Annotated in this window: 16 protein-coding genes; 9 read left to right on the forward strand and 7 right to left on the reverse strand. The window is 64.5% G+C overall.

Annotated elements, in window-relative coordinates; genetic code table 11:
- The first annotated feature begins 13 nt into the window (after positions 1-13).
- From ROH8110_RS04120 to uvrA, 7 genes are all read left to right on the forward strand, one after another.
- The gene (locus tag ROH8110_RS04120) at positions 14-3364 is read left to right on the forward strand and encodes an AsmA family protein (RefSeq protein WP_085816439.1); all 3351 of its coding nucleotides are present in this window, start codon (positions 14-16) and stop codon (positions 3362-3364) included.
- A complete protein-coding gene (gene queA, locus ROH8110_RS04125; RefSeq protein WP_085816440.1) occupies positions 3361-4413 on the forward strand; it encodes a tRNA preQ1(34) S-adenosylmethionine ribosyltransferase-isomerase QueA in 1053 nt (350 codons plus the stop codon). The genes ROH8110_RS04120 and queA overlap by 4 nt, the downstream gene beginning before the upstream one ends.
- Positions 4414-4462: 49 nt before the next feature.
- A complete protein-coding gene (locus ROH8110_RS04130) occupies positions 4463-5716 on the forward strand; it encodes an MFS transporter (protein WP_085816441.1) in 1254 nt (417 codons plus the stop codon).
- A gap of 121 nt (positions 5717-5837) precedes the next feature.
- A complete protein-coding gene (locus ROH8110_RS04135; protein ID WP_085816442.1) occupies positions 5838-6422 on the forward strand; it encodes a DUF924 family protein in 585 nt (194 codons plus the stop codon).
- 136 nt (positions 6423-6558) lie between these two features.
- Positions 6559-7953, forward strand: coding sequence for a dihydrolipoyl dehydrogenase (lpdA, locus tag ROH8110_RS04140; protein ID WP_085816443.1), 1395 nt, complete (start codon positions 6559-6561; stop codon positions 7951-7953).
- Positions 7954-8099: 146 nt separating this feature from the next.
- Complete coding sequence (locus ROH8110_RS04145; protein WP_245962754.1) at positions 8100-8660, forward strand: methyltransferase; 561 nt, start codon at positions 8100-8102, stop codon at positions 8658-8660.
- 98 nt (positions 8661-8758) lie between these two features.
- Positions 8759-11623: an excinuclease ABC subunit UvrA gene (gene uvrA / locus ROH8110_RS04150; protein WP_085816444.1), complete on the forward strand. Its 2865-nt coding sequence runs from the start codon at positions 8759-8761 to the stop codon at positions 11621-11623.
- A 52-nt stretch (positions 11624-11675) separates the two neighbouring features.
- Here uvrA and ROH8110_RS04155 read toward each other — a convergent pair whose 3' ends face one another.
- From ROH8110_RS04155 to ROH8110_RS04180, 6 genes are all read right to left on the reverse strand, one after another.
- Entirely contained in the window at positions 11676-11876 is a 201-nt protein-coding gene (locus ROH8110_RS04155) for a YgaP family membrane protein (RefSeq protein ID WP_085816993.1), read from the reverse strand.
- A gap of 119 nt (positions 11877-11995) precedes the next feature.
- Positions 11996-12868 carry a 3-hydroxyisobutyrate dehydrogenase gene (gene mmsB / locus ROH8110_RS04160; protein ID WP_085816445.1) on the reverse strand — a complete coding sequence of 291 codons (873 nt, stop codon included), beginning with the start codon at positions 12866-12868 and terminating at the stop codon, positions 11996-11998.
- A gap of 3 nt (positions 12869-12871) precedes the next feature.
- Positions 12872-13921, reverse strand: a complete 1050-nt coding sequence (locus ROH8110_RS04165) for an enoyl-CoA hydratase/isomerase family protein (protein WP_085816446.1) — start codon at positions 13919-13921, stop codon at positions 12872-12874.
- Positions 13918-15060, reverse strand: coding sequence for an acyl-CoA dehydrogenase family protein (locus tag ROH8110_RS04170; RefSeq protein ID WP_085816447.1), 1143 nt, complete (start codon positions 15058-15060; stop codon positions 13918-13920). Before ROH8110_RS04170 ends, ROH8110_RS04165 begins: the two co-directional genes overlap by 4 nt.
- A gap of 203 nt (positions 15061-15263) precedes the next feature.
- A complete protein-coding gene (locus ROH8110_RS04175; protein WP_085816448.1) occupies positions 15264-16397 on the reverse strand; it encodes a carboxylate-amine ligase in 1134 nt (377 codons plus the stop codon).
- 143 nt (positions 16398-16540) lie between these two features.
- The gene (locus ROH8110_RS04180) at positions 16541-17272 is read right to left on the reverse strand and encodes a VPLPA-CTERM sorting domain-containing protein (protein WP_170156444.1); all 732 of its coding nucleotides are present in this window, start codon (positions 17270-17272) and stop codon (positions 16541-16543) included.
- A gap of 675 nt (positions 17273-17947) precedes the next feature.
- Here ROH8110_RS04180 and ROH8110_RS04185 point away from each other — a divergent pair.
- Entirely contained in the window at positions 17948-18709 is a 762-nt protein-coding gene (locus ROH8110_RS04185) for a VPLPA-CTERM sorting domain-containing protein (RefSeq protein WP_139837382.1), read from the forward strand.
- Between the two features lie 77 nt (positions 18710-18786).
- Here the strand turns inward: ROH8110_RS04185 and ROH8110_RS04190 are convergent, their stop codons facing one another.
- Positions 18787-20286 carry a CoA-acylating methylmalonate-semialdehyde dehydrogenase gene (locus ROH8110_RS04190; RefSeq protein ID WP_085816451.1) on the reverse strand — a complete coding sequence of 500 codons (1500 nt, stop codon included), beginning with the start codon at positions 20284-20286 and terminating at the stop codon, positions 18787-18789.
- Between the two features lie 107 nt (positions 20287-20393).
- Here ROH8110_RS04190 and ROH8110_RS04195 point away from each other — a divergent pair, with 107 nt between their 5' ends.
- Positions 20394-21290, forward strand: a complete 897-nt coding sequence (locus ROH8110_RS04195; protein ID WP_085816452.1) for a LysR family transcriptional regulator — start codon at positions 20394-20396, stop codon at positions 21288-21290.
- Positions 21291-21294: the final 4 nt, after the last annotated feature.

Here is a 21294-nt window from a genome sequence, read left to right on the forward strand (position 1 = left end):
GCGAACAAGACGAATGAGCGAGTCCCAGGACATTAAGCCGCGCGCCGGGCGCGCCCGCAGGGCGCTGCCCTGGGTGGTGTCGGCGCTGGTTGCGGTGATCATCATGCTGGCGGTGGCGGTGAGCCTGGCCGCGGGGCGCGAATTCGTTGCGCCGGAGTGGCTGCGCGAGAAGATCAGCCAGAAGATAAACGCCGATCTCGAGGGTGTGTCGCTGCGGTTCGGCGAGGTCGCGCTGGTGATCGAATCCGACTGGGTGCCAAGGCTGAGCCTGCATGACGTGACCCTGAGCGATGCATCGGGCGTGACGCTGGCCAGCCTGTCGCGCGCGCAGAGCAAGGTGGCGCTTGGGCCGCTTTTGCAGGGCGCGTTGCAGCCCGCGGAGATCAGCCTGTCGGGGGCGAGGGTGACATTGCGGCGCTCGAAGGATGGCGCGGTGGGGCTGAGCGTGGGCGAGACCGCGCCGCCGCTGGAGGAGGCTGCCAACCTGGGCGCGCTGGCGGCGCAGCTTGACGCGGTGCTGGAGCGGCCGCATTTCGCGGCGCTGCGCGAGGTCGAGGCCAGCAACCTGACGCTGCGTTACGAGGATGCGCGCGCGGACAGGGCCTGGAATGTCGATGACGGGCGCTTCGAGATGACGCGCGAAGGCGACCGGCTGACGCTGCGAGGGGATGTCGCGCTGCTGGGCGCGCGGGCCTATGCGACGACGCTGGCGATGAACTATACCCGCGAGATCGGCGAGACGGCGGCGGATTTCGGGGTCACGTTCGAGGACATGCCGGCGCGCGACATTGCCGGGCAATCCGCGGCGATGACCTGGCTCGGGGCGCTCGATGCGCCGATATCGGGTTCGCTCCGGGCCTCGCTGGACGAAAGCGGGCGGCTGGGGCTTCTGAATGCGACCCTGCAGATCGCCGAGGGCGTGCTGCAGCCGACCGAGGCGACCGAGCCGGTCGCGTTCTCGCAGGCGCGGGTCTATTTTTCCTACGATCCGGCGCAGCAATTGCTGCGTTTCGACGAGATATCGGTGGACAGCAAATGGGTGTCGGCGCTGGCCGAGGGGCGCGCCTATCTCGTGGGGATGGAATCGGGCTGGCCGAGCGAGTTGCTGGGGCAGTTCCAGTTTCGCCGGATCTCCGCCAACCCGGACGGCATGTATCCCGAACCGATCGAGGTTGAATCGGCGGTGATGGACATGCGGTTGCGGATCGATCCGTTCCTGCTGACGCTGGGCCAGCTGAGCATGAGCGACCAGTCGAGCCGCCTTGTGATGGAAGGCGCGCTCGAGGCGCGGCCCGAGGGCTGGACGCTGGCGCTGGACGCGACGATGGACGCGCTTCAGCCCGATCGGCTGTTGACGCTCTGGCCAGAGGGGCTGGCGAAGGGCGCGCGCGAATGGATCGGCAAGAACGTGACCCGCGCCGACCTGAGCAACCTGCAATTCGCCGCGCGGTTCCGGCCCGATCACGACCCGGATGTGTTCCTCGGCTTCGATTACGAGAACCTGGATACGGTGTTCATCAAGGACGTGCCGCCCATCGAGGCGGCGGCGGGGCATGCCTCATTGATCGACAGCCGTTTCGTCATCACCACGGACCGGGGCCATGTGACGGCGGCGCAGGGCGGGCGGATCGATATTTCGGGCACCAGTTTCATCATCCCCGACGTGAATATCGAGCGTGGCCCGGCGGGAGCGCGACTGACGACCGACAGCACCATCACCGCGGCGCTGTCGCTGCTGGACGAGGGGCCGTTCGGTTTCATGCGCAAGGCGAACCTGCCGGTGACGCTGGCGGATGGGCGCGCGCAGCTGACGGGGCGGCTGGACTTCCTGCTGAAGAAGGAGCTGAGCCCGGATGAGGTGGCGTTCAGCGTCAATGGGCGCCTGAGCGACGTGCGCAGCGAGACATTGGTGCCGGGGCGGGTGCTGGCGGCGTCCGAGCTGGAGCTGTTGGGCGACAATGCCGGGATCGGCGTGTCGGGTGCGGGGCGCGTCGGGCGGGTGCCGGTCGAGGGGCAGTGGCGCACGGCGCTTGGCGAGCAAAGCGACGGCACCGGCCGGGTGACGGGCTGGATCGAGCTGTCGGAGCGCTTCGCCGACGAATTCCGCATCGGTCTGCCGCCGGGCAGCCTGTCGGGGGCGGGGCGCGCCGAGATCAAGGTCGATTTGCCGCCCGGAGAGCCGGGGCGTTTCGTGATGCGCTCGGACCTTGCCGGCGTGGGGCTGAGCGTGCCGCAGCTGGGATGGGCATTGGGGACGCAGGCGACGGGCGATCTGAGGGTCGAGGGCACGCTGGGCGAGCCGCCCGAGATCGAGTCGATCAGGCTCGATGCCGGCGGGCTTGAGGCGCGCGGGGCTGTCACGCTGAATGATGACGGCACGCTGGCGCGGGCGGAATTCGCGCGCGTGCGGATGGGGACATGGCTCAATGCGCCGGTGGAGCTGCTGGGGCGCGGCGCGCAGCTGGCGCCGCAGGTGCTGGTGTCGGGCGGGATGGTGGATCTGCGCCAGACATCGCTGGCGGGGGATGGCAGCGGCGGCGGTGGCGACGGCGGTGATCGCGATGGCGGGCCGGTATCGCTGGCGCTGGACCGGCTGATCATATCGGACGGGATCGTGCTGACGGATTTTCGCGCCGATCTGGACATGGGTGGCGGGGCGTCGGGGCGATTTACCGGGCAGGTGAATGGCGGGCCGACGGTGACCGGGCGGATCGCGCCCAAGGACGGGCGCAGCGCCTTTCAGATCCGCTCGCAGGATGCGGGCGCGGTTCTGGCGGCGGCGGGGATGCTCAAGCAGGCGCGCGACGGCGAGATGAACCTGGTGCTGGTGCCGGTCGCGGGGCCGGGGCGCTATGAAGGCTCGCTTGAGGTCATGAATGTGCGTCTGACCGATGCCCCGGCGCTGGCGGCGCTGCTCAATACCGTAAGCGTGGTGGGGCTGATCGATCAGCTGCGCGGCGAGGGCATCCATTTCAGCGAGGTGAATTCGCGCTTCCTGCTGACGCCGCGGCGCGTGACGCTGTTATCGGGCAGCGCCGTGGGGGCGTCGATGGGGGTGTCGATGGAAGGGTATTACGACCTTGAAAGCACGATGATGGACATGCAGGGGGTGATTTCGCCGTTCTACCTGGTGAATTCGGCCGGTGGCCTGTTTACACGGCGCGGTGAGGGGCTGGTGGGAATGAACTATACCATGCGCGGGCCGGTGGCGCAGCCAAGGGTCAGCGTCAATCCGTTGTCGGTGTTCACGCCGGGGATGTTCCGCGATCTGTTTCGCCGCCCGCCGCCGGGTGGTGGCGGGGCAGGCGCGGCAACGCCCGAACGCCGGAGTTTGCCTAGAGACGGTGGAGAGGCCGGACAGTGAAGCTGAGCGATTTCGATTTCGAGCTGCCAGAAGATTTGATCGCCACGCGCCCGGCGCGGCCGCGCAGTTCGGCGCGCCTGCTGGTGGCCGAGGGCGCGGCGATACATGATTCATGCGTGCGCGATCTGGGCGACTGGCTGCGCCCCGGCGACCGGCTGGTGCTGAACGACACGGCCGTGATCCCCGCGCGCCTGAGTGGCGCGCGCAGGCGCACGGGCCCCGAGGGCGAGACGAGCGCAAGGATCGAGGTCACGCTGCTGGAGCCGGGGCGCGAGGGGGATTGGGCGGCGCTGGTGAAACCGCTCAAGAAGCTGCGCGTCGGCGAGGCCGTGCAGTTCGCGGCCGGGCTGGAGGCCGAGTTGCTGGCCAAGGACGAAGGGCAGGCAAGGCTGCGATTCAACCTGGAGGGCGAGGCATTCGACAGCGCGCTCGCAGAGGCCGGGGCGATGCCCCTGCCGCCCTATATCGCCGCGCGCCGCGCTGCCGACGAGCAGGACAAGACCGATTACCAGACCGTCTGGGCGCGTGCGCCGGGCGCGGTGGCGGCGCCGACGGCGTCGCTGCATTTCGACGAGGCGTTGCTGAAGGACCTGCACGCGCGCGGCATCGCCTTCAGCCATGTGACGCTGCATGTGGGGGCGGGCACCTTCTTGCCGGTCAAGGTCGAGGACGTGACCACCCACAGGATGCATGCCGAATGGGGCGAGGTCAGCGAAAAGGCCGCCGCCGAGATCGCCGCCACGAAGGCGGCGGGCGGCCGGGTGATCCCGGTGGGCACAACCGCGCTGCGCCTGATCGAAAGTGCGGCGCGCGAAAGCGGCGCTATCGCGCCCTGGCGGGGCGAGACCGACATCTTCATTTATCCGGGTTTCGATTTCCGTGTGAGCGACGCGCTGATGACCAATTTCCACCTGCCGCGCTCGACCCTGTTGATGCTGGTTTCGGCGCTGATGGGGCAGGCGCGTATCCGGGCGATCTATGACCACGCGCTCGAACAGCGCTATCGCTTCTTTTCATATGGGGACGCGTCGCTGTTGATTCCGGGGTGAATTGCTGGCACGGCGGGTGCGAACAGGATGACATGACGGGACGCGGGCGATGTTGCAGGTGCTGAACGGCGCATGGGCGCTATTGCTGGGAATGATGCTGTTGCAGGTGGGCAATGGCATGCAGGGCACGCTCTTGGGTATCCGTGGCCAGATCGAGGGCTTCTCGACCATCGAGATGTCGCTGGTGATGTCGGGCTATTTCGTGGGCTTCCTGTTCGGCTCGCGCATGGCGCCCGAGATGATCCGCCGCGTCGGCCATGTGCGGGTCTTTGCGGCGCTGGCCTCGATGATCTCGGCGGTGATGATCCTTTACCCGGCGCTGACCGACCCCTTTGCATGGGGGGCGGGGCGCATCCTGATCGGGTTCTGTTTCTCGGGCGTTTATGTCACGGCGGAAAGCTGGCTGAACAATTCGGCCACCAACGAGACGCGCGGCCAGTCGCTGTCGCTTTACATGATCGTGCAGATGGCGGGGATCGTGGCGGCGCAGTTCCTGCTGCTGGTGGCCGATCCGGGCGGGTTCATCCTGTTCATCATTCCATCGGTTCTGGTGTCGCTGAGTTTTGCGCCGATTCTGTTGTCGATCAGCCCGACACCGGCTTTCGGATCGACCAAGCCGATGACATTGCGCGAAATCCTGCGCATCTCGCCGCTGGGCTGCGTGGGCATGTTCCTGCTGGGCGGGGTCTTTGCCGCGCAGTTCGGCATGGCGGCGGTGTTCGGCGCCGAGGCGGGGCTGAACGTGGCGCAGATTTCGACCTTTGTCGCGACGTTCTATATCGGCGCGCTGGTGCTGCAATATCCCATCGGCTGGCTGTCGGACCGGATGGACCGGCGGGTGCTGATCTTTGCCGCGGCGCTTTTGTGCGGTGTGGGCGCGATTCTGGGTTTCCTGTTCAGCGGTTACTTTGCGATGCTGCTGGTGGTGGCGGTGATCATCGGCGGCACGTCGAACCCGCTCTATTCGCTGCTGATCGCCTATACGAACGATTTCCTGGATCATGACGACATGGCCGCCGCGTCGGGCGGCATGGTGTTCATCAACGGGCTGGGGGCGGTCGCGGGGCCGCTGGTGACCGGCTGGGCGATGGGTGCGATCGGGCCGCGCGGCTTTTTCGCGGTGATCGGGGTTCTGATGCTGGCGATGGCGGGCTATGCCGCCTACCGGATGACGCAGCGCGCCGCGCCGTCGGTGGACGAGACGGAAAGCTATGCGCCGGTGGCAGCGTCCTCGTCGCATGTGGCGGTCGAGGCGGCGCAGGAATACGCCATCGAGTCCACCCAGGAGGAGTCCGCGGCGTGATTGCGCTAACGTCACACGGGTGTCGTGGCTGTAGTAATAAGTTACTGTCATTTCAGGTGAATGTCAGTTTAACGTTTTTGTAACATGAAGTGGACGGATCTGGGAAAGACGAGGAGGGCCCATGGTCGCGCCTGACGACATATTGAGTTTCTGGCTGGACGAAATCGGTCCGAAGGGGTGGTACGAGGCTTCGGATGCGCTGGATCAGACGATCCGCGACAGGTTCGGTGCGGCATGGCTGAGCGCCCGCGAAGGCAATTATGCGCTGTGGCTGACCTATCCGACCGGCACGCTGGCCTATATCATCCTGATGGACCAGTTCCCGCGCAACATGTTCCGCGAGAGCGGTGAGGCCTTTGCCAGCGATGGCGTGGCGCGGGCCGCCGCAAAGGCTGCGATCAGCCGCAAATGGGACATGCGCATCGACGAGCCGGCGCGGCAGTTCTTCTACCTTCCCCTGATGCATTCGGAGAGCCTGTGCGACCAGGATCACTGCGTGCGCCTGATCTGCGAGCGGATGCCCGAGACCGGCGCCAGCAACCTGCTGCATGCCCGCGCACATCGCGAGGTGATCCGCAAGTTCGGCCGCTTCCCCCATCGCAACGCGGCGCTGGGGCGCAGCACCACCGCCGGCGAGCGCGAGTATATGGCGCAGGGCGGTTACGGCGCCACGGTGAAGGCATTGCAGGCTGCCAAGGCGGCCTGAGCCGGGAAATAATTTGCCGCCGCGTCAAGCATTTGCGCCTGCGCCGCGCCGGATGGCGCCGCGCAGCGCCGCTGCTGCGTTGTGATCGCGCCAGAGATAGTTTAATGTCAAACTAAATTCTGGAACGGAGTCGGCAATGGCGGCGAAAAGCTTTGACATGATCGTGATCGGTGCGGGGCCTGGCGGCTATGTGGCCGCGATCCGGGGCGCGCAACTGGGCCTCAAGGTGGCCGTGGTCGAGCGCGAGCATATGGGGGGCATCTGCCTGAACTGGGGCTGCATCCCCACCAAGGCGATGCTGCGCAGCTCGGAACTGTTTCACCTGATGCACCGCGCCAAGGAGTTCGGGCTCAAGGCCGAAGGGGTCGGCTATGATCTCGATGCGGTGGTCAAACGCTCGCGCGCGATCGCCAAGCAGCTCAATTCGGGCGTCAGCCACCTGCTCAAGAAGAACAAGGTGACGGCGATCATGGGCGAGGCGAGCCTGCCCGCCAAGGGCCGTGTCAGCGTCAAGACCGAGAAGGGCACCGAGGAGCTGGAAGCGAAGCATATCGTACTGGCGACCGGCGCGCGGGCGCGCGAATTGCCGGGGCTCGAGGCGGATGGCGAGCTGGTCTGGACCTACAAGCACGCGCTGGTGCCGCCGCATATGCCCAAGAAACTGTTGGTCATCGGCTCGGGCGCGATCGGGATCGAATTCGCCAGTTTCTACAACACGCTGGGCGCCGAGACGACCGTGGTCGAGGTGATGGATCGCATCCTGCCCGTCGAGGATGCCGAGATCAGCGGCATGGCGAAGAAGGCCTTTGAAAAACAGGGCATGACGATCATGGAGAAGGCCGCCGTCAAGAAGCTGGACCGCGCCAAGGGCAAGGTCACGGCGCATATCGAGAGTGGCGGCAAGACCGAGAAGCAGGACTTCGACGCGGTGATCTCGGCCGTCGGGATCGTCGGCAATACCGAGGGCCTGGGCCTTGAGGAACTGGGCGTGAAGGTCGAGCGCAGCCATGTGGTGACGGATGCGCTGTGCCGCACCGGGGTCGAGGGGGTCTATGCCATCGGCGACCTGGCGGGCGCGCCCTGGCTGGCGCACAAGGCCAGCCATGAAGGCGTGATGGTGGCCGAGCTGATCGCGGGTGAAAAACCGCATCCGGTCTCGCCCGACAGCATCGCGGGCTGCACCTATTGCCAGCCCCAGATCGCGAGCGTCGGCCTGACCGAGGCGCAGGCCAAGGAAAAGGGACTCGATATCCGGGTCGGGCGGTTCCCCTTCATCGGCAACGGCAAGGCGATCGCGCTTGGCGAGCCCGATGGCATGATCAAGACGGTGTTCGACGCCAAGACCGGCGAATTGCTGGGCGCGCATATGATCGGGGCCGAGGTGACGGAACTGATCCAGGGCTATGTGGTGGGGCGCCAGCTGGAAACCACGGAAGAGGACCTGATGCAGGCCGTGTTCCCGCACCCGACGCTGAGCGAGATGATGCATGAATCGGTGCTGGATGCCTTTGACCGGGTGATCCATATCTGAGGCTGCAAAGGGCGGGGGCGCTGCCCCCGTCGCCGCAAGCGGCGACTCCCCCGAGGTATTTCGCGCCAGATGAAGCCGGGCGGGACTTGCCGCGCGGGGCGGCGCATGCAGAATGGTCGCTGTCCGAATGTGAGGGGTGAGAGCCGGTGCCGAGTGTGAACAGGGTGGTGATGCAGCGCAGTTCGCGCCAATGGCTGGAGGCGCTGCCGCTTGCGGACATGGACGTGGCCGAGGTGTCGGGCAAGTTCGGGACGCGATTCGCCTTTCGCAGTTACAGTCGCTTCCGGTTTCCGAAATACGATATCTGCAAGGGGCCATACCGGGACAAGGATGGCGAGGTCGCGCAGTTCGACCTGGTGCTGGCCAACCAGGTCTGGGAACATCTGGACCGTCCCTATGCCGCCACGCGCAACGTCCTGGAGATGCTGCGGCCGGGGGGATATTTCTGGGTCGCGGTGCCGTTCTACATTCCCTATCACGGCGATCCTGTCGATTGTTCGCGCTGGAGCGCGCGGGGGCTCAAGAACCTGCTGATCGAGGCGGGGTTCGAGGAAGACGCGATCCGCGCGCAGCAATGGGGCAATCGCAGCGCCGCCATGCGCAATTTCGAGACCCCCTGGCCGCCGCCCTATGAGCGCGGGCGCGACGTGCTGACAAATGAGCCCGATTTTCCGATCTGCTCCTGGGCGCTGGCGCAGAAGAAATAGGGGCGGGTCTTTGCGCGTTCACGAAATGTTCGCAAAATACCCTTGGAACCCGGCGCGTGCTCGACTATCTGTTAACCACCGTTGACCGGGGGACGCCGATGGCCGAGCTGAAGCATATCGAGGTGCGTGGCGCGCGCGAGCACAACCTCAAATCCATAGATGTCGATATTCCGCGCAATGCGCTGGTGGTGATCACCGGGCTGAGCGGGTCGGGCAAGTCGAGCCTGGCGTTCGACACGATCTATGCCGAGGGGCAGCGGCGCTATGTCGAGAGCCTGAGCGCCTATGCGCGCCAGTTCCTCGACATGATGGAAAAGCCCGATGTGGACCATATCAGCGGGCTGAGCCCGGCGATTTCCATCGAGCAGAAGACCACCAGCAAGAACCCGCGTTCGACGGTCGGCACTGTCACCGAGATATATGACTACCTGCGGCTCTTGTTCGCCCGCGTCGGCACGCCCTACAGCCCCGCCACCGGCAAGCCGATCGAGGCGCAGCAGGTGCAGGACATGGTCGATCGGATCATGACCATGGAAGAGGGCAGCCGCGCCTATCTGCTGGCGCCCATCGTGCGCGACCGCAAGGGCGAATACCGCAAGGAGATGCTGGAACTGCGCAAGCAGGGGTTCCAGCGCGTGAAGGTGGACGGGGCGTTTCACGATCTGGACGATCCGCCAACGCTCGACAAGAAATTCCGCCACGATATCGACGTTGTGGTGGACCGGATCGTGGTGCGCGAGGGGTTGCAGACGCGGCTGGCGGACAGCCTGCGCACCGCGCTGGATCTGGCAGACGGGATCGCCGTGCTGGAGACCGCGCCGCGCGAGGGCGAGGGCGAGCCGGAGCGGCAGGTGTTCAGCGAGAATTTCGCCTGCCCGGTAAGCGGTTTCACCATTCCCGAGATCGAACCGCGGCTGTTTTCCTTCAATGCGCCCTTCGGGGCCTGCCCGGATTGCGGCGGGCTTGGCGCGGAGCTTTATTTCGACGAGCGGCTGGTGGTGCCGGATGCGGCGCTGAAGGTGGGCGACGGCGCGATCGCGCCCTGGCGCAAGGGCAAGAGCCCCTATTTCCTTCAGACCATCGAGGCCATCGCCAAGCATTACGAGTTCGACATGAATGCCCGCTGGAAAGACCTGCCGGCGCATGTGCAGCAGGTGTTCCTGTATGGGTCGGGCGAGGACGAGATCCCGTTCCGTTATGACGAGGGCGGACGGGTCTATCAGGTGACGCGCAGTTTCGAGGGGGTGATCCCCAACATGGTGCGGCGCTATCGCGAGACTGACAGCAATTGGGTGCGCGAGGAGTTCGAGCGTTACCAGAACAACCGGGCCTGTGGCAGCTGTGACGGCTATCGCCTGCGGCCCGAGGCGCTGGCGGTGAAGATCGGGGGGCTGCATATCGGGCAGGTCGTGCAGATGTCGATCCGCGAGGCCTATCAATGGTGCGCCGAGGTGCCCGGGAGCCTGAGCGCGCAGAAGAACGAGATCGCCCGCGCGATCCTCAAGGAGATCCGCGAGCGGTTGGGGTTTCTCAACAATGTGGGTCTGGATTACCTTACGCTGAGCCGCAATGCCGGCACCCTGTCGGGGGGCGAGAGCCAGCGCATCCGGCTGGCGAGCCAGATCGGCAGCGGATTGACCGGCGTGCTTTACGTGCTTGATGAGCCGAGCATCGGCCTGCACCAGCGCGATAACGGGCGGCTGTTGCAGACCCTGCGCAACCTGCGTGATCAGGGCAATACGGTGATCGTGGTCGAGCATGACGAGGAGGCGATCCGCACCGCCGATTACGTCTATGATATCGGTCCCGGCGCAGGTGTGCATGGCGGGCAGGTGGTGAGCCACGGCACGCCCGAACATATCGCGGCGGACCCGGCCTCGATCACGGGGCAATACCTGTCGGGCCAGCGCGAGATCGCCATTCCGGCCGAGCGGCGCAAGGGCAATGGCAAATCCGTGAGCGTGGTCAAGGCGAGCGGCAACAACCTCAAGGATGTGACGGCGGAGTTTCCGCTGGGGCAGTTCGTCTGCGTGACGGGTGTGTCGGGCGGGGGCAAGTCCACGCTGACCATCGAGACGCTGTTCAAGACCGCGAGCATGCGTCTGAACGGTGCGCGCCAGACGCCGGCGCCCTGCGAGACGATCCGGGGGCTCGAGCATCTGGACAAGGTGATCGATATCGACCAGCGCCCGATCGGGCGCACGCCGCGATCCAACCCCGCCACCTATACCGGCGCCTTCACCCCGATCCGCGACTGGTTCGCGGGGCTGCCCGAGGCCAAGGCGCGCGGCTACAAGCCGGGGCGGTTCAGCTTCAACGTGAAGGGCGGGCGCTGTGAGGCGTGCCAGGGCGACGGGCTGATCAAGATCGAGATGCACTTCCTGCCCGATGTCTATGTCACCTGCGAGACCTGCAACGGCGCGCGCTATAACCGCGAGACGCTGGAGATCCAGTGGAAGGGAAAATCCATCGCCGACGTGCTGGACATGACGGTGGAGGATGCGCAGGATTTCTTCAAGGCGGTGCCCAGTATCCGCGAGAAGATGGATGCGCTGGCGCGGGTCGGGCTTGGCTATATCAAGGTGGGCCAGCAGGCCACGACCCTGTCGGGGGGCGAGGCGCAGCGGGTGAAGCTGTCAAAGGAACTGGCCAAGCGGTCGACCGGGCGCACGCTTTACATCCTGGACGAGCCGACGACGGGGCTGCATTTCGAGGATGTGAAGAAGCTGCTGGAGGTGCTGCACGAGTTGGTCGAGAGCGGCAATACGGTGGTGGTGATCGAGCATAACCTGGATGTGATCAAGACCGCAGATCATCTGGTGGATATCGGCCCCGAAGGGGGCGATGGCGGTGGCGAGATCGTGGCCGTGGGCACGCCCGAAGAGGTGGCCGAGGTCGAGCGAAGCCATACCGGGCGCTATCTCAAGGAGATGCTGGCGGCGCGCAAGGTGGCGGCGGAATAGATGAGAGGCGGGGGCGGGGGCCTGAAACAGGGCCACCCGCCCGCCGGAACGCTTATTTGCGCGGGCAGGTGTTGAGCCCGAAGATCGAATAGAGCGGGCAGGTGCTGAGCAGACCGGTGGCCAGCGGCACGATGCCGATCAGGTAGAGCCAGCTGTATTGGCTCGACGGGTTGAGGCCGAATGCGACCAGCAGGGCGATGCCCACCAGGATGCGCAGGGTGCGGTCGATGCCGCCGACGTTTTTCTTGAACATGATGTCCTCTTTCACATGAGATCGTCGTGACATAAGACACATGTTCTGAAATATGAATATGACATGGATCAATGCCCCGACCGGCGAAAACCGGACGGGGTTGAATCATGGCGCGCGACTCAGCTGTAGCCGCGTTTCTCGAATCGCGGCAGCATGGCCGAGAAATCACGACCCTGGCCGTCTTCTTCCTCGACGAATTTCGCATAGAGCTTCATCGCCGCTTCGCCGAGCGGCGTGTCGGCATCGGCCGAGGCGGCGGCCTCTTGCGCAAGGCGCAGGTCCTTGAGCATGAGATCGGCGGCGAAGCCGGGCTTGTAGTCATTGTCGGCGGGGGTCGTGGGTCCGACACCGGGGGCGGGGCAATAGGTGGTCATCGACCAGGACTGCCCCGACGAGGTGGAGACCACGTCATACATCGCCTGCCGGTCCAGCCCCAGCTTGTCGGCAAGGGCGAAGGCCTCGCAGGTGACGATCATGGTGGCGCCGAGGATCATGTTGTTGCAGATCTTGGCGGCCTGGCCATTGCCGGAGGGGCCGCAATGCACGGCCTTCTGGCCCATGATGTCAAAGAGCGGGCGGGCGGTCTCGAACCCTGCCTCATCGCCACCCACCATGAAGGTGAGCGTGCCGCCCGTCGCGCCGCCGACGCCGCCTGAAACTGGCGCATCAAGTGCCGAGAGGCCAGCATCGTTGGCCTGTGCGGCAACCGCGCGGGCACTGTCGACATCGACGGTGGAGCAATCGAGCAGCACCGCGCCCTTGTCCATTGCCGGGATCACATCATTGGCGACGGCGCGCAGGATCTGGCCGTTTGGGAGCATGGTGATGACCACCTCGGCGCCGCTTGCGGCCGCCTTGGCACTGTCGGCGCTGGCGACGCCTTCGATGGCGACGCCGGCCGTGTCGAAGCCCGTCACCTCGTGTCCCGCCTTGGCCAGGTTGGCCGCCATCGGCCCGCCCATGTTGCCCAGTCCGATGAATCCGATCTTCATGGCTTATCCTCCGGTTGCGAATGTCAGCTCTTGATCCCCGAGCGGCGCGAGCATGGTATCTGCGGCGTCTTCGGGAAGGGTGTCGAGGGCGTGGCGCCAGCGCGGCTGGCGGTCGCGGTCGATGATCTGGGCGCGGATGCCTTCGAGGAAATCGCCCGATTCCATCGCGCGGGCGGTGAAGCGGTATTCCTGGGCAAGGGCCGTGCGGATGTCGGCGCTGTCGGCACGCAGGCGCCGCAGCATTTCGACGGTGCAGGCCATCGAAAGGGGCGCGTTGCGTTCGATTTTTCCAAGCGATTGTTGCGCCAGTTCGCCCGAATGGCTGCGCAGCGCATCGAGGATGCCGGGCAGGGTGCCCGCGTCGAAAAGCATATCGATATCCGCCTGCGCGCTGCGCAGCGCCCCTTCCGGGGGTGTTTCTCCGAGCGGCGTCAGCGCCGCATCGACATCGCCGGTGGTGCAGAGCGCTTCGACGAGGCCGGGCCAATGGGCGGCGGGGATGTAATGATCGGCGAAACCGGCATGGATCGCGTCACCCGGTCCCATCCGCGCCCCGGTCAGGCCGAGATATTCGCCCAAGTGCCCTGGCGCGCGCGCCAGCAGGAGCGAGCCGCCGACATCCGGCACGAGGCCGATGGAGCATTCGGGCATGGCGATCTGACTGGTCTCGCAGGTGATGCGGTGGCTGCCGTGACAGCCGATCCCGACTCCGCCGCCCATCGTGAAGCCATGCAGAAACGCGATGTAAGGCTTTGGATATTCGGCAATTTTCGCGTTCAGGCGGTATTCATCGCGCCAGAAACGGCGGCCATATTCGAAATCCCCGTCGCGCCCGGTATCGTAGAGTTTCTGAATGTCGCCGCCGGCGCAGAATGCCTTGTCGCCGGCACCGTCGATGATGACCAGCGCCACGGCATCGTCATCGGCCCAGGCGTCGAGCGCCTCTTCTATGGCGAGGCACATGTCATGGCCAAGCGCATTGAGAGCCTTGGGGCGGGTCAGGGTGATCCGGCCCGCGCGGCCTTCGATGCGGATGTTGATGTCGTCGCTCATTGCTCGGCCAGCAGTTGACGGGCCACGATCAGGCGCATGATCTCGTTCGTGCCTTCGAGGATTTCATGCACGCGCAGGTCGCGCACCAGTTTCTCGATCCCATAATCGGCGAGGTAGCCGTAGCCGCCATGGAGTTGCAAGCATTGATTGACCACATGGCTGCCGGTTTCGGTCACGAATTTCTTGGCCATCGCGCAGAACTTGGTGGCGTCGGGCGCGCCGGTGTCGAGTTTCCAGGCGGCCTGGCGCAGGAAGGTGCGGGCGGCCTGGAGTTCGATCTCGAGGTCGGCGAGGCGGAACTGAAGCGCCTGAAAGTCGCTGATCGGGCGTCCGAAGGCCTTGCGGTCACGCATGTATTGCAGCGTCATGGTCAGCGCCTGCTGGGCGGCGCCCAGTGAACAGGCGGAAATGTTGAGCCGCCCGCCATCGAGACCGGCCATCGCATATGTGAAACCCTTGCCCTCTTCGCCGACCAGATTGGTGGCGGGAATGTTGCAATTGTCAAACTGCACCTGGGCGGTGGGTTGGCTGCGCCAGCCCATTTTATCCTCGAGTCCGCCGAAGCTGAGGCCCTCTGTGCCGTCTTCGACATAGACGGTGGAGATGCCGCGCGGGCCGTCCTCGCCGGTGCGCACCATGACGATGTAGGCGTCGGAGTAACCGCCGCCCGAGATGAAGGCCTTGGTGCCGTTGAGGCTGTAGCCCTCGTTGGTGAGGGTGGCGCGGGTCTTGAGGGCGGCGGCATCCGAGCCGGAGCCGGGCTCGGTGAGGCAATAGGAGAGCACCGTGTCCATCGACAGGACACCGGGCATGACGCGGGCCTTCATCTCGTCGCTGGCGAAGGTGTCGATCATCTTCGCGCACATGTTGTGGATCGAGAGGAACGCTGCGACGGAAGGGCAAGCCATTGACAGGGCTTCAAAAACGAGCGTCGCATCAAGGCGCGAGAGGCCCGAGCCGCCGCCTTCTTCGGAAACATAGAGCCCGCCGAAACCCAGTTCGGCGATCTGCGGCCAGAGCTGTTTGGGGATGGTGCCGTCGCGTTCCCAATCACGGGCGTGTGGTGCGATATTGTCCTGCCCGAAGGCATGGGCCATGTCGAAAATGGCGGTCTGTTCCTCGGTCAACGCGAAATCCATGCCGGGCCTCCTCCTCCCTGAGTGAATTGAACGTGTGTTTAATTACCAATTCTTGCAGCAGTTTTGCAAGGACGTGCGAGAATCGGATGATTGGCCTTTGTTAACAGGGAAAAACCGCTTCGGCATCGCGTCGGCGTCACATCGGTATCGCGTCGGTATCATGGACCGAAGGTGGCCGGGTGAACAGGGCGCGCGGCGGGTGCTCAGAGATCGGCGTGGAATTCCTCGATCAGGTGGCGCACTACGGCGCGCAGGGCATGATCGTGATCGTCCTCGGCATGAAGCGCATCCTGATAGGCCTGCCGCTGCCGGCCAGCCGATCCGCCGCTGCGCAGGATCTCGCGGGCGGTCTCGATCTCGGCGGTGGATTCGAAGAAACGGGCGTCTTCCTCAAGCAGTTCGATCAACTCTTCGACGAGGTCGCCCATCGGCACGATTTCCCCGAGGCCGAAATCGATCAGCCCCTCGCGGATGCCGTAACGCTGCGCGCGCCAGCGGTTCTCGGCGACAAGGAAGCGGTCATAGATGCGCCAGCGTTGATTGCGCACGGCGAGGCGCCAGAGCATCCGGGTCAGCGCCTGGGTGAACGCCGCCAGGGTCAGGGCATGTTCCAGCCTGGGCTGCACGTCGCAGATGCGCGATTCAAGGGTGGGGAACTGGTGCGAGGGGCGCAGATCCCACCAAATCTTCGAGCTGTCCTCGATCACCCCGAGATCGACAAGCGCCGAGACCGAGCGCTGGAATTCCCCGTAGCTTTCCATGCGCGGCGGCAGGCCGGTGCGCGGCAGGTTGTCGAACACGGTGAGGCGATAGGAATCGAGCCCGGTATCCTGACCCTGCCAGAAGGGCGAGGAACAGGAGAGCGCCAGAAGGTGGGGCAGGAAATAGCTGAGCTGGTTCATGAGGTCCACGCGCCGGTCGGGCGGGTCGATCCCCACATGCACATGCATCCCGCAGATCAGCATCCGCCGCACCACCCCTGCGAGGTCGCCCGCCAGCATGTTGTAGCGCTCGCGGTCGGTATGGGTCTGGTTGCGCCAGTCGGCGAAAGGGTGACAGGAGGCAGCGATCGGCACGAGGTTGTGGCGCGCAGAACAGCTCGAGACGGTGGCGCGCAGGCGTTTGAGGTCGTCGCGGGCCTCGGCCACGTTGCGGCAGACACGGGTGCCGATCTCGATCTGGCAATTGAGAAATTCGGGGCTGACCTGATCCTCGAGTTCGGATTTGCAATCCTGCATCAGCGCGTCGGGGGCATCGGCGAGCGCCAGGCTGTCACGGTCGACAAGCAGGTATTCTTCCTCGATGCCGATGGTGAATTCGGGATGAATGAGGGCCATGACACCTGCCGCGAAGGTTTTTCCAGAGTCCGATCACAGCACGGAGGTGTCGCTTGTGGCAAGCATTTGTCATCCCCCCGAAACAGGAAACGGCCCCCGAAGGGGCCGCTTCTGAACGTTTTCTACCGTGTGAGCGTAAAGGCTCAGGCGGCTTGCTTGCGACGGCGCAGCGCGGCGAGACCACCGAGACCCGTCAGCAGGAGAAGCCCGCCCGCGGGCAGCGGGATCGCTGCGATGTTTGCCTTGATCAAGACGGTCGACGTCAAACCTTCATTCAGCGACCAGGTGCCATTGCTCAGCGAGCCGGGGCCGACTTCTTCCGCAAAGAACGAGACCAGCGTCAGGCCGGAGCCGAGGTCGAACGGAACGGCAAGGCCGAAATCAAGAGCGCCGGTCGGGCTGGCCATGATCAGGTCGCCGGTCGGGTTGAGGGTGTTGTTGATGCTGAAGCTCAGTGTTTCGGTACCACCTGCGGCCGACGGGCTGGTGAAGCTCAAGGTGATATCAGCCATGGCCGAGAACAGGTCGTCTGTGATGCTGGAATCGGAGCTGGCGTTATGCCAAGTCAGGCTGCCGACCGTCACCTCATTGTTGCCCGACGTGGTCGCCTGCGAGAAGGCCACATCATTGATTGTCAGGGTGCTTTGAGGGGTCGACGCCCCGCAGCCGACGAAAATAGTGCACGTGTCGCCCGGCCAAGTCAGAGTTTTGCCGTCGGCGCTGATTTCAGCGCCACTGGTTTGGTTGTACCAAGGCCCAGAGCCTTGAGCGTCCTCAAAAGTAAATCCACCTGACGAAGAACCTGCCACGGTCGCGGCATGCGCACCCGTCGTCAAGCCGACAGCCAGAAGAGCCGCTGTAATTGTTCTGATCATTCTAAAATCCCCCATTCGCTATGAAGATGAAAAAATCACTTATCAAAGTTGAGGGGTGGTGGTGGCCAACCAAAGCCCGACCAGTAACCCCGACGTACTCATAATCAAGGCAATTATGGCACATTTATGCCGGGTTTTCATCACAATCTTTCATTTCGGACGCGGTAAATTTGGCCATCGGGGGCATGTGCCGCGCGGTAGTGGCTGCCCACCGCCTTTTTTATCGTGTTATTGAGGTAACTTAACGATGCGCAAGCAGCGAAGGTCAATGCTGCGCCCGCACAGGGACCAACGCAACAACGGGTGTTGGAGATGGAATACGCAGAGGTTTTTGTCCCTCATTCGTAGACAATCACGCATCAACGGGCTGAATTGGTCAATTCTTATGGATTCAAAGGCCGCGAATCACGGTGCCGTGACTCATGTGCCTGCGCGCCTGATGAGAGCCCGAGGCACGCAGTTCTTGCGACGAATCCGGCGGGGCAGGCGGTGCTGGCAGACGCGTGTCGGCGCAGCGTTTTGTTTCGGATGCCCTTACAATGAATGACTCCAAGCGGAATTAATCTCGAAATAATTGATAATGCGGGCTTAAATCGCGGCGGGAACATGGCGTAACATTGGCAAGAGCGCCGCAATGCCATAGAGTGAGGGATATTGTATTTGGTTACGGGTTTGGTGATTCTGCTGCGCCCGATCAGTTTTTTTACAGCGCTATTTTCAAGGAAGAGTCTTATGAAGCATTTGCGAAAAACCGCTGCTGCCCGCGCTGCGCTTGCCGTGGCGGTCCTGGTCGCGACGGGCGCGATGGCGTCAGCGACGACCCAGTCTTTCGACTTCGGCAATTCGTCGAGCGGCGGTAACAACGCAATGCCGCAGTTTTTCGGGCCTTCGCAGTTTTCCGGTTTCGGTGGCGGGTTCTCTGGCCTGGGCGGCGGCTTCTCCGGTTTCGGTGGCGGCTTCGGCGCGCCCGGCTTTTTCCCGGCCGGCGCACCCTTCATGATGGGCGGTGCTGCGAGCGGGTTCTTCCCGGGCGGCGCGACGAACAGCTTCTTCTCGGGTTCGGGCTTCTTCGGCGGCTTCGGCGCATTCAGCCAAGGCGGGTCGAATGACAGGTTCGGCTTCGGCACCGCGTCGAACTCGACATCGAAAAACAAGAAAAAGAACAAGAACAAAAACAAGAAGAAGAACGCCAAGAAGAACGACAACAAGAAGCACAAGGTGAAGGCCGAGACCAAGCCGGACACCGATGATTTCTGTCTGCACGATTGCGGTGTGCCTCCGCTTTTCGACGGGGATCAGAACAACCCGCCGGTGGTCGGCAATGGCGATCCGGGTGACAATCACCAGCCGGGCGTGGTCCCGCTGCCTGCGGGTGGCCCGCTTCTGATCGGTGGTCTGGCCGCGCTGGCCTTCCTGCGGCGTCGCCGGAAAGCCTGAGCCGGAACCGGCCTGAACCAAACAAAAGAAAAGGCGCCGTTTCCGGCGCCTTTTTTGTTGTCTGCAAGGGGCGTGGATCAGTCCATCGCCTTGAAGTTGAACTCGCCGCCTTCCTTGATGCCGCTGGGCCAGCGCGATGTGACCGTCTTGGTGCGGGTGTAGAACTTGAAGGCGTCGGGGCCGTGCTGGTTGAGGTCGCCGAACATGGATTTCTTCCAGCCGCCGAAGGTGTGATAGGCCAGCGGCACCGGGATCGGCACGTTGATGCCCACCATGCCGATATTGATGCGGTTGGCGAAATCGCGGGCGGCGTCGCCGTCGCGGGTATAGATCGCCGTGCCGTTGCCGTATTCATGGTCCATCGCGAGGCTGATCGCCTCTTCATAGGAGGCCGCGCGCACGGTGGTCAGCACCGGGCCGAAGATTTCCTGCGTGTAGATGTCCATGTCGGGCGTCACCTTGTCGAAGAGGTGCGGGCCGACAAAGAAGCCGTCCTCATAGCCCTGGAGCGAGAAGTCGCGCCCGTCGACCACCAGTTCGGCGCCCTGGTCGATGCCGGTCTGCACAAGGCCGAGGATCTTTTCCTTGGCTGCCGCGGTCACGACGGGGCCGTAATCGACGTCATCGCCCGCCGTGTAGGGGCCGACCTTGAGTTTCTCGATGCGCGGCACCAGCTTTTCGATCAGGCGGTCGGCGGTTTCGTCACCCACCGGCACGGCGACCGAGATCGCCATGCAGCGTTCGCCTGCGGCACCGTAACCGGCGCCGATCAGCGCGTCGGCGGCCTGATCGAGATCGGCGTCGGGCATGATGATCATGTGGTTCTTGGCGCCGCCGAAGCATTGCACACGCTTGCCGTTCGAGCAGCCGCGCCCGTAGATATATTCGGCGATCGGGGTCGAGCCGACGAAGCCGACGGACTGGATCACCGGGTGATCGAGGATCGCATCCACCGCTTCCTTGTCACCGTTGACGACCTGCAGCAGGCCCTTGGGCAGGCCGGCCTCTTCCATCAGTTCAGCGAGCATGAGCGGCACCGAGGGGTCGCGTTCGCTGGGCTTGAGGATGAAGGCGTTGCCGCAGGCGAGGGCGGGCGCGAACATCCACATCGGGATCATCGCCGGGAAGTTGAACGGCGTGATGCCGGCGCAGACGCCAAGCGCCTGTTTCATCGAATACATGTCGATGCCGGGGCCGGCACCATCGGTGAACTCGCCTTTCAGCAGCTGCGGCGCGCCGATGCAGTATTCCACGACCTCGAGGCCGCGCTGGACGTCGCCCTTGGCGTCGGGGAAGGTCTTGCCATGCTCGGAGGAAAGCGCCTCGGCCAGCTTGTCCATGTCACGGTTGAGCAGGCGCACGAATTCCATCATCACGCGGGCGCGGCGCTGCGGGTTGGTGGCGGCCCATGCGGGTTGCGCCTCGGCGGCGATCTCGACCGCGCGGTTCAGTTCCTCGGCGGATGCGAGGGGGCATTGCGCCTGCACTTCGCCGGTGGCGGGGTTGTAGACGTCGGATGTGCGTCCGGATGTGCCCTTTTGATGGGCGCCACCGATATAATGCGTCAGGTCTTTCATGGAGAGTCCTCCCTTTTGCGGTTCGCGCGCAGGGTAGCCTTGCAAATATCTATGTAAAAGGGGCAATATTCCAAAAGCGTCATGCAAAAATGCAAAGGGTGGCTGTGATGGATGCTCAATGGGACGATCTGCGGATATTCCTTGCGGTGGCGCGCGCCGAAAGCCTCTCGGGTGCGGGGCGGGTGCTGAGGATCGACCCGGCGACGGTGGGGCGGCGCATTGCCCGGCTGGAAACCGATCTTGGCGCGCCGCTTTTCGCCAAATCCCCGACCGGCTATGCGCTGAGCGACGCCGGGCAGCGCCTGATGGGCCATGCGGTACGGGTCGAGCAGGCGATCGAGGGCGTGGCCGAGGAAATGGCCGGAAGCGCGGGCGGCATGACCGGGCAGATCCGCATCGGCGCGCCGGACGGTGCGGCGAATTTCGTGCTGCCCCAGGTCTGCGCGCGCATCGGCGAGGCCAATCCCGACCTCGAGGTGCAGATCGTCGCGCTGCCCCGGGTCTTCAACCTGACACGGCGCGAGGCCGACATGGTGGTCGCTGTGAGCCCGCCCACCGCCGGACGGCTGAGCGTGCAGCGCATCACCGATTACCGCCTGCACCTGGCGGCCTCGCGACGCTACCTGCGCGATCATGCGCCGATCACCTCGCTCGATGATCTCAAGGGGCACCGGATGGTCGGCTACATCCAGGACATGATCTTCGACAAGGAGCTCGATTACATGCGCGAAGCCGCGCTCGAGCGGGTGTCGCTGGCGTCGAATTCGGTATCGGTGCAGGTCAACTGGGTGCGCCAGGGCGGCGGCATCGGCGTGCTGCATGATTTCTCGCTGCCATTCGTGCGCGGCGTCGTGAAACTGCTGCCCGAGGCGTTCAGCCTGACGCGCAGTTTCTACCTTGTGCGCCATGCCGACGACCGCCGGCTCGAGCGGCTCAACCGCTTCGCCGCCGCGCTGGCCGACGGGGTGCGCAGCGAGGTGGCGCGGCTGGAGGCCCTGACTTGACAGG

Source organism: Roseovarius halotolerans (genome assembly GCF_900172255.1).
GTDB classification, from domain to species: Bacteria; Pseudomonadota; Alphaproteobacteria; order Rhodobacterales; family Rhodobacteraceae; genus Roseovarius; species Roseovarius halotolerans.

What these genes read in the sequence shown, in the direction of transcription:
- ROH8110_RS04120 (WP_085816439.1), top strand. Translation starts at nt 14, where the DNA reads ATGAGCGAGTCCCAGGACATTAAGCCGCGCGCCGGGCGCGCCCGCAGG.
- ROH8110_RS04130 (WP_085816441.1), top strand. Translation starts at nt 4,463, where the DNA reads ATGTTGCAGGTGCTGAACGGCGCATGGGCGCTATTGCTGGGAATGATG.
- ROH8110_RS04135 (WP_085816442.1), top strand. Translation starts at nt 5,838, where the DNA reads ATGGTCGCGCCTGACGACATATTGAGTTTCTGGCTGGACGAAATCGGT.
- lpdA (WP_085816443.1), top strand. Translation starts at nt 6,559, where the DNA reads ATGGCGGCGAAAAGCTTTGACATGATCGTGATCGGTGCGGGGCCTGGC.
- uvrA (WP_085816444.1), top strand. Translation starts at nt 8,759, where the DNA reads ATGGCCGAGCTGAAGCATATCGAGGTGCGTGGCGCGCGCGAGCACAAC.
- ROH8110_RS04155 (WP_085816993.1), bottom strand. Translation starts at nt 11,876, where the DNA reads ATGTTCAAGAAAAACGTCGGCGGCATCGACCGCACCCTGCGCATCCTG.
- mmsB (WP_085816445.1), bottom strand. Translation starts at nt 12,868, where the DNA reads ATGAAGATCGGATTCATCGGACTGGGCAACATGGGCGGGCCGATGGCG.
- ROH8110_RS04165 (WP_085816446.1), bottom strand. Translation starts at nt 13,921, where the DNA reads ATGAGCGACGACATCAACATCCGCATCGAAGGCCGCGCGGGCCGGATC.
- ROH8110_RS04170 (WP_085816447.1), bottom strand. Translation starts at nt 15,060, where the DNA reads ATGGATTTCGCGTTGACCGAGGAACAGACCGCCATTTTCGACATGGCC.
- ROH8110_RS04175 (WP_085816448.1), bottom strand. Translation starts at nt 16,397, where the DNA reads ATGGCCCTCATTCATCCCGAATTCACCATCGGCATCGAGGAAGAATAC.
- ROH8110_RS04180 (WP_170156444.1), bottom strand. Translation starts at nt 17,272, where the DNA reads ATGATCAGAACAATTACAGCGGCTCTTCTGGCTGTCGGCTTGACGACG.
- ROH8110_RS04190 (WP_085816451.1), bottom strand. Translation starts at nt 20,286, where the DNA reads ATGAAAGACCTGACGCATTATATCGGTGGCGCCCATCAAAAGGGCACA.
- ROH8110_RS04195 (WP_085816452.1), top strand. Translation starts at nt 20,394, where the DNA reads ATGGATGCTCAATGGGACGATCTGCGGATATTCCTTGCGGTGGCGCGC.